This window comes from Mesorhizobium sp. PUT5, assembly GCF_052216645.1.
Classification (GTDB): domain Bacteria; phylum Pseudomonadota; class Alphaproteobacteria; order Rhizobiales; family Rhizobiaceae; genus Mesorhizobium.
The window spans coordinates 4,007,501-4,015,000 of sequence record NZ_JBQOSO010000003.1; the positions used below are offsets into that span (position 1 = coordinate 4,007,501).

A 7,500-nucleotide genomic window follows, 5' to 3' on the forward strand; every position below is an offset into this window, starting at 1 on the left:
TTCGCACGCCGCGCGCGCTGCACCTTCGGCCAGCCATCGAGGCGCAACAGGATTTCACCGCCAGGCCGGACGAAGGGGAGCGTCGGGAAGGGTTCACCCCGACTGATCGCGCGCATGATGTCGATGCGGGAAACGACTGTGCCGTGGTCGCCGGTCGCCCAGCGGACGAAGGCGAAGATGTTTTCCGGCGCGAAGCCAACGGCGCCGCGGCGGCGGTGAATGATCTGTTCGTCGCTCTTGCGACCGAAGCGTATCCTGTGCTCGATCCGGCGCTTCTGGAAAGTCAACTCCACGCCGGAAGCGGCGCGGAACGGTGCGAGCCGCGCCAACGAGGCTGTCCTTATCCTCGCCCGGTTGATCGGCCATCAGAACAGCCCGCGAGCCGTTCAAGCGCAAGATCGCGCTGGAACGCAAGGCACAAAGGAAGCAGCCTACAGGCCGACATGCATGCCTTCGTTCTTGCAAAAGACAAATTATACGTATAATTCATGTATTCGATTTTGAAAGGATGCCAGCCATGCCGACAGTCGGTTCCCTCGAATTCCAGCGCAAGTTCGGCGAGTTCCAGCACCAGGCGCAGCGCGAGCCGGTGGAGATCACGCGGCACGGGCGCCGCGAATTCGTGCTGATGTCCGCCGACCACTACGACTGGCTCCGCGCCGCCGCGCAGCGGACGCATCGCACGGCGGATGCCGCCGATGTGGTGATCGACGCCGTGGAGCGGGCCGAGATGGACCCCGAGCACGCCCACCTCGACGACCTGCTGAAGTAGGCGGACAGCGTGGCGATTCCCGAGCCCAAGCCCGGCCTCGTCCTCCGCTACGATTATCTCTGGACGCAGGAGGCTGCCGCCGGCCAGCATCAGGGAAAGGATCGCCCGGCCTGCCTCGTCGCAGCGACCGATGCCCTGATGCGCCCTCGCCATGCGGTGCTGCTGCCGATCACCCACACGCCGCCCTCCGGCGATACGGTCGGCATCGAGATCCCGGCGAAAGTGAAGCAGGCCATCGGCCTCGACCACGCGCCGAGCTGGGTGATCGTGTCGGAGCACAATATCGACGAATGGCCGAATGGCGGTCTGTCGCCGGTCCCCGGCAAGCGCGGCGAGTTCGCCTACGGCTTCCTCCCGCCGGGGCTGTTCGCCAGGATCAAGGCCAGCTTCCTCGAACTGGCTGCCGATTCCGAGGAAGCCGCCCCTTCATTCCGATTTGATCTCGCCCCCGGATTCCGAGATGATCTCGCCCCTAGGGACCGGGCTATGCTGGCAGTGATTGTTGTCATTTCGTCGAGCGCTTGTGTCAAGTCTTTCGCTGCTGGTCTCGGCGCAGGCTTTCTCCGGTCAGATCGATACGATGGGCATTGTGGACGAGCCGGTCGAGAATGGCGTCGGCATAGGTCGGGTTGCCGATTACGTCGTGCCATGCCGACACGGGTAGCTGGCTGGTGATGATGGTGGAGCGCCGCCCGTAGCGATCTTCGAGGATTTCGAGGAGATCGTGACGGGCCTGATCGTCGAGGGGTTCAAGGCCCCAATCATCGAGGATCAGCAATTGTACGCTGCCGAGCTTGCGCAGCAGGCGTGGGTAGCGGCCATCACCGCGCGCCAGCGCCAGGGATGCGAACAGTCTGGGCACACGCTGGTAGAGAACGGAGCGGTCGTCGCGGCAAGCCTTGTGGCCAAGCGCGCAGGCGAGCCAACTCTTGCCGACGCCCGCCGGGCCGCAGATCGCCAGATTGTCGTGGGCATCGATCCAGTCGCCGGCGATGAGCTTGAGGAACAGGGCCCGATCAAGACCGCGCTCACTGCGATAGTCGACATCCTCGGGGGCGGCCTGGTGACGCAGCTTTGCAAAGCGCAGGCGGCCCGCGAGCTTGCGATCGTAGCGCCAGCTCCATTCCCGGTCGAGCAGCAGACCCAGCCACTCGATATGGCTGAGCTGTTCGGCCTCGGCATTGGCGGTGAGTTCGTCGAATGCCCGGGCCATGCCGGTGAAGCCCATGGCGTTCAGGCGATCGAGGGTGGGATGTGCAAGCATGCCTTTCTCCTTCAGTGGTAATAGCGGGAACCGCGGATATTGGGGTGGTCGATGGGCTTGGCCGACGCCGTCCGCGGGGCGGTCGTCCGGTCGAGATGGTTGTCCAGGATGGAGCGGACCGAGCCGTAGGTCCGCGCGCCGATCTCAAGCGCGCGGCCGCAGGCGGCGTTGACCCTTTCCCGGCCAAAGCCCCTGGCCAGGCGGATGATGCCCAGACAGGCGCGGAAGCCCTGCTCGGGATGCGGCCGGTCGGCCAGTATCTTCTCGCACAGGAGCGCCGCGTCAGAACCGATCGCCGAGGCCTCGCGGCTGATCCGCTCGATCGTCCAGTCGGCGAAGCGGCGGTGCGACGACGGCATATGCTCGGGGACGGTGGTATGCCGGCCATTGCCGCTGGAGCGCATATGGGCGGCGATCCGCTCGCCCTTGCGGAACAGCTCGACGGTGCTCGCCGTGATGCGGGCCTCGATCTGCTCGCGCGCGAAGCGCCAGGGAACGGAGTAATAATGCCGATCGATCTCGACATGGTAGTCGAGGCCGGCACGCCGGATCCGCCATTCGGCGAAGACATAGCGTTCCGCCGGCAGCGGCCGGAGTGCCGGGCGGTCGATCTGCTCGAACAATTGCCGCCGCGTGCGCCCGACACGGCGCAGCACCCGGCGATCATTCAGATCGACGAGCAGATCGCCGATCGCCGCATTGACCTCGGCCAGACTGTAAAAGACGCGATGGCGTAGCCGACCCAGAAGCCAGCGCTCGACAATGCGCACCGCCGCCTCGACCTTTGCCTTGTCTCGGGGACGGCGCGGTCGGGTCGGCAGCACCGAACTGCCGTAATGCGCCGCCATCCCGGCATAGGTGCGGTTGACCTGCGGATCGTAACGGCAGGCCTTGATCACCGCCACCTTGGCATTGTCGGGAATGAACAGAGCCGGCGCGCCGCCGAAGCTCTCCAGCGCATTGACGTGGCAGCCGATCCAGTCCGGCAGCGTCTCGCTCCAGCGCGCCTCGGCATAGGACAGGCTCGATGCGCCGAGCACCGCCACGAACAGATGCGCAGCACGCATTTTGCCCGTCAGCCGATCTATGACCACCATCACCGTGTCGCCGGCATAGTCGACGAACAGCTTCTCGCCGGCGGCATGGTTCTGCCGCATCGTTACCGGCAGGTTTGCCGCCCACCCCCTGTAGAGGTCACAAAAACGGCTATAGCGGTAGCCGTCGGGATGGAGCGCGATGTATTCGTCCCACAGGATCTGCAGCGTCACATGCTTGCGCTTCAGCTCGCGATGGATCTCGGCCCAGTCCGGCTCGACGCTACGGCGGTGTCCTGTCTTCTTTCCGGATGCCTTATAGAGCGCCGCCTCCAGAACCGTGTCCGTGACCTCCTCGCCAAGCGGCCAGGTCAATCCGGCAGTCGCAGCGCGCCGGAGCGTCTCGCGCACCGTCGAAGGTGCAGCGCCCACCCGGTACGAGATCGCCTTGTGGCCAAGGCCTTCCTCAAATCGGTATCGCAAAATCTCGCGGACACGCCGCATCGCCAATCTCTCCGCCGGCATCTCGTTCCTTCCCTCGGACAAGCCAAAGAAGGAACTTTCACCAGCAGAGCGCCCGGCCCAAACGCCGCATCCAAGGGGGCGGCTTCATCTCGGAATCAGGGGGCGACTATTTCTCGGAACGAGGGGGCGGCATCATTTCGGGATCGGGGGGCGACATCCCTCGGAATTTGCAAACTGGCCCGTGCGAAGAAGAGTGGCGCCGTGCGCCGTTGATCACTTTGAAAGGATCGGCCGATGGCCGGTGTGGCCGGAACCAACAAGAACGCCGGGATTTCCGGCGCGAGCATACCGCCGCCGTTGCCCAACTAAACGAACGCCCGCAAGCGGCGGCGGCTGAGGTGGACCCGCCTGGTGAGACAGTTTGGCGGCTTGGCTAAGGTGGATTGGGTTGGTTTTTACGCCGCCAATTGCTCCTTCATTTGTGCCATAGCATAGACCTCGTCTGGTGTCCTGCCGCCGAAGGTCGAGTGTGGGCGTCGCCGGTTATAGTAGTCGATCCAGGAGCCGATGCCGCTGCGAGCTTCGCTTCCGGTCTCGAAGGCGCTGAGGAAGACGCACTCGTATTTGAGGCTGCGCCACAGCCGCTCGATGAAGACGTTGTCCATCCAGCGGCCTCGCCCGTCCATGGAGATGCGGATGCCGGCATCCTTCAACGTCGTGGTGAAGGCGAAGCTGGTGAACTGCGATCCCTGGTCGGTATTGAAGATGTCGGGCCTGCCGTGGCGGGCGATCGCCTCTTCCAGAGCAGCGACGCAGAAGTCGGCTTCCATCGTGTTCGACAGCCGCCAGGCCAGCACCTTGCGGCTGAACCAGTCCATGATGGCGACAAGGTAGAGGAAGCCGCGCCGCATCGGAATGTAAGTCACATCCGCACACCAGACGTGATTGGGCCGCTCGATCGCCAGATGCCGCAGCAGGTAGGGATAGATGCGGTGCTGGGGATGCGGCTCGCTGGTCTTCGGAGCCTGGTAGATCGGCGACAGCCCGATCTTGCGCATCAGCCGTCGAACCCGCTTGCGGCCGACACACCAGCCTTGACGCCGCAGATGCCGCGCCATCTGCCTGGAGCCATACCAGGGCATTTCCATGAAGGCCTCGTCGATGATGCGCATCAGTTCCAGGTTCTCGAGCGTCTCGCCGGCAGGCTGTCGATAGAACGACGCCCGCGAGATCGAGACCAGTTCGCACTGGCGGCGGATCGAGAGCCGGTTGTGATCGGGATCAATCATCATTCTCCTCCGATCCAGGCTCAGCGATCGAAGGCCTTGGCCAAAAAATCCCGCTCCACGACGAGCTGGCCGATCTTGGCGTGCAGCTTCGTCACCTCGGCTTCCCGGCCGACCTGCGCATCCGAAGCCCTGTCGTCGAACGCCTTGGCCAGGTTCTCAATGGCCTGCCGTTTCCACTGGGTGATCTGGTTGGGATGAAGCTGGTGCTTCGTCGCCAGCTCCGAAATCGTCCGCTCGCCGCGGATCGCCTCAAGCGCGACCTTGGCCTTGAACTCGGCCGTAAACCGTCTGCGTGTCTTCATGCTGGATCGTCCTTCTCATCGGAAGATCCACCTTAGGCCCCTGTCTCGGAAACCGGCACCACCTCAGGCTTTGCAGATGCTGATCGAGAAAGATTGTGCTCATTCCCGGCCCGGAACGCGGGAAACTCTATGCCACGCTGCGTGGCGAACTGCGCACGATCCTCGAATGGACGGAGCGGCAAGCTATTGGAAAGACTGCTAAAACGAAAAAACTCCCGGATCTGGGCATCCGGGAGTATTTACATTTGGTTGCGGGAGCAGGATTTGAACCTGCGACCTTCAGGTTATGAGCCTGACGAGCTACCGGGCTGCTCCATCCCGCGTCACCGTTTTGCAGGCAGGCATTCGCCGACCTGATGACAACCGCCAAAATGACGACCGCCAAACGAAAGGGCCGCATGCGCGGCCCGGGCTCCCGTTTGGCGGGCCTTTTATCGAAAAGAGAAGATTTGACAACGTGCGCTTTGCAGACCTGGCAGCGACTTACTCTCCCGCGTCTTGAGACGAAGTACCATCAGCGCTGGGGCGTTTCACGGCCGTGTTCGGAATGGGAACGGGTGCAGCCGCCCCGCCATAACCACCAGGTCGGCGAAGCGCACGTTTTCGAGAAGCTGCCGGCATAGCCAGTTGTCTTATGTGCCTCGGCGAAGGAGCCTGCGCGTCGGGCCAATGCCCGCAAGCGCGACTGCGTGTCGCCGGTTTTCCGGCGCCCTCGCGGAGCATAGGGCCGTCAGGCCCGCTCATGCGTGAGCGCTGGTTTGCGCCTGTTTCATCCGGCTTGCGGCCTACGAAGCGCAGCTTCGCAAGGCCGACGGGCCGTCGCGCCTTTTGGCGCGCCCTGTCCGGAGGCCAGGCTGGCGCATGCCAGCCGGTACGGCCGTGAGGACAGGAAAGCTGGACGCTCATCTTCGATGAGCATTGAGAATGAGAACGATCAAGCCGATCGAACTATTAGTACCGGTAAGCTTCAAGCGTTGCCGCTCTTCCACACCCGGCCTATCAACGTGGTCGTCTTCCACGGTTCTCAGGGAATACTCGTTTCAAGGTGGGTTTCCCGCTTAGATGCCTTCAGCGGTTATCCCGTCCGTATATAGCTACCCTGCTATGCGGCTGGCGCCACAACAGGTCCACCAGAGATACGTCCATCCCGGTCCTCTCGTACTAGGGACAGATCCTTTCAATATTCCTACACCCACGGCAGATAGGGACCGAACTGTCTCACGACGTTCTGAACCCAACTCACGTACCGCTTTAAATGGCGAACAGCCATACCCTTGGGACCTGCTCCAGCCCCAGGATGCGATGAGTCGACATCGAGGTGCCAAACAACCCCGTCGATATGGACTCTTGGGGGTCATCAGCCTGTTATCCCCGGCGTACCTTTTATCCGTTGAGCGATGGCCCTTCCACGCGGGACCACCGGATCACTATGACCGACTTTCGTCTCTGCTCGACTTGTCAGTCTCGCAGTCAGGCAGGCTTATGCCATTGCACTCAGCGAACGATTTCCGACCGTTCTGAGCCCACCATCGCGCGCCTCCGTTACTCTTTAGGAGGCGACCGCCCCAGTCAAACTACCCACCATACATTGTCCCGGACCCGGATGACGGGCCGCGGTTAGACATCCATAACGATAAGGGTGGTATTTCAAGGGTGGCTCCACAGAAACTGGCGTCCCTGCTTCAAAGCCTACCACCTATCCTACACATGCCGATACGAATGCCAATGTAAAGCTATAGTAAAGGTGCACGGGGTCTTTCCGTCTAACCGCAGGAACCCCGCATCTTCACGGGGAATTCAATTTCACTGAGTCTATGCTGGAGACAGCGGGGAAGTCGTTACGCCATTCGTGCAGGTCGGAACTTACCCGACAAGGAATTTCGCTACCTTAGGACCGTTATAGTTACGGCCGCCGTTTACTGGGGCTTCGATTCAAAGCTTGCACCTCTCCTCTTAACCTTCCAGCACCGGGCAGGCGTCAGACCCTATACGTCGCCTTGCGGCTTCGCAGAGCCCTGTGTTTTTGATAAACAGTCGCTACCCCCTGGTCTGTGCCACCCTCATCTACTTGCGTAAACAAGGGTCACGCTTCTTCCGAAGTTACGCGTGCAATTTGCCGAGTTCCTTCAGCATAGTTCTCTCAAGCGCCTTGGTATACTCTACCAGACCACCAGTGTCGGTTTCGGGTACGGTCTATAAGGAGGAGCTATTTCCTGGAACCTCTTAGAAGCCCAACCAATCCAATAAGGATGGACAACTTACGAGATCCGTCACTACCTCCAGGCTCACGAATATTAACGTGATTCCCATCGACTACGCGTTTCCGCCTCGTCTTAGGGGCCGGCTAACCCTGCTCAGATTAACTTTAAGCAGG

General features: G+C 61.9%; 5 protein-coding genes, 1 tRNA gene and 2 rRNA genes (2 of these 8 only partly in view). 1 reads left to right on the top strand and 7 read right to left on the bottom strand.

Annotated elements, in window-relative coordinates; all coding sequences use genetic code 11:
• Nucleotides 1-329, bottom strand: partial view of a DUF2840 domain-containing protein gene (locus ACTDI4_RS21105; protein ID WP_442843014.1) — the 5' portion only. The gene continues 157 nt to the left of window position 1, outside the view; 329 of the gene's 486 nt are visible here — the first part of the coding sequence; the start codon lies at nt 327-329; the stop codon falls past the left edge of the window.
• 188 nt (nt 330-517) lie between these two features.
• Here ACTDI4_RS21105 and ACTDI4_RS21110 point away from each other — a divergent pair, with 188 nt between their 5' ends.
• Nucleotides 518-772: a type II toxin-antitoxin system prevent-host-death family antitoxin gene (locus ACTDI4_RS21110; RefSeq protein WP_128238287.1), complete on the top strand. Its 255-nt coding sequence runs from the start codon at nt 518-520 to the stop codon at nt 770-772.
• A gap of 526 nt (nt 773-1,298) precedes the next feature.
• Here ACTDI4_RS21110 and istB read toward each other — a convergent pair.
• From istB to ACTDI4_RS21140, 6 genes are all read right to left on the bottom strand, one after another.
• The gene (gene istB, locus ACTDI4_RS21115; protein ID WP_442841067.1) at nt 1,299-2,036 is read right to left on the bottom strand and encodes an IS21-like element helper ATPase IstB; all 738 of its coding nucleotides are present in this window, start codon (nt 2,034-2,036) and stop codon (nt 1,299-1,301) included.
• Between the two features lie 11 nt (nt 2,037-2,047).
• Nucleotides 2,048-3,574: an IS21 family transposase gene (istA, locus tag ACTDI4_RS21120; RefSeq protein ID WP_442841595.1), complete on the bottom strand. Its 1,527-nt coding sequence runs from the start codon at nt 3,572-3,574 to the stop codon at nt 2,048-2,050.
• Between the two features lie 416 nt (nt 3,575-3,990).
• Nucleotides 3,991-5,126, bottom strand: a protein-coding gene (locus tag ACTDI4_RS21125) for an IS3 family transposase (RefSeq protein ID WP_442841001.1) whose coding sequence is annotated in 2 segments (ribosomal slippage) — nt 3,991-4,856 and nt 4,856-5,126 — 1,137 coding nt in all. Because the reading frame shifts where the segments join, the coding sequence is not laid out codon by codon here.
• Nucleotides 5,127-5,372: 246 nt separating this feature from the next.
• A tRNA-Met gene (locus ACTDI4_RS21130) sits at nt 5,373-5,449 on the bottom strand.
• 147 nt (nt 5,450-5,596) lie between these two features.
• Nucleotides 5,597-5,711 (bottom strand): 5S ribosomal RNA (rrf, locus tag ACTDI4_RS21135).
• A gap of 345 nt (nt 5,712-6,056) precedes the next feature.
• A 23S ribosomal RNA gene (locus ACTDI4_RS21140) occupies nt 6,057-7,500 on the bottom strand (it continues 1,354 nt past the right edge of the window).

Coding starts and splice junctions, on each gene's coding strand:
- istB (WP_442841067.1), bottom strand. CDS start 2,036: ATGCTTGCACATCCCACCCTCGATCGCCTGAACGCCATGGGCTTCACC.
- ACTDI4_RS21110 (WP_128238287.1), top strand. CDS start 518: ATGCCGACAGTCGGTTCCCTCGAATTCCAGCGCAAGTTCGGCGAGTTC.
- istA (WP_442841595.1), bottom strand. CDS start 3,574: ATGCGGCGTGTCCGCGAGATTTTGCGATACCGATTTGAGGAAGGCCTT.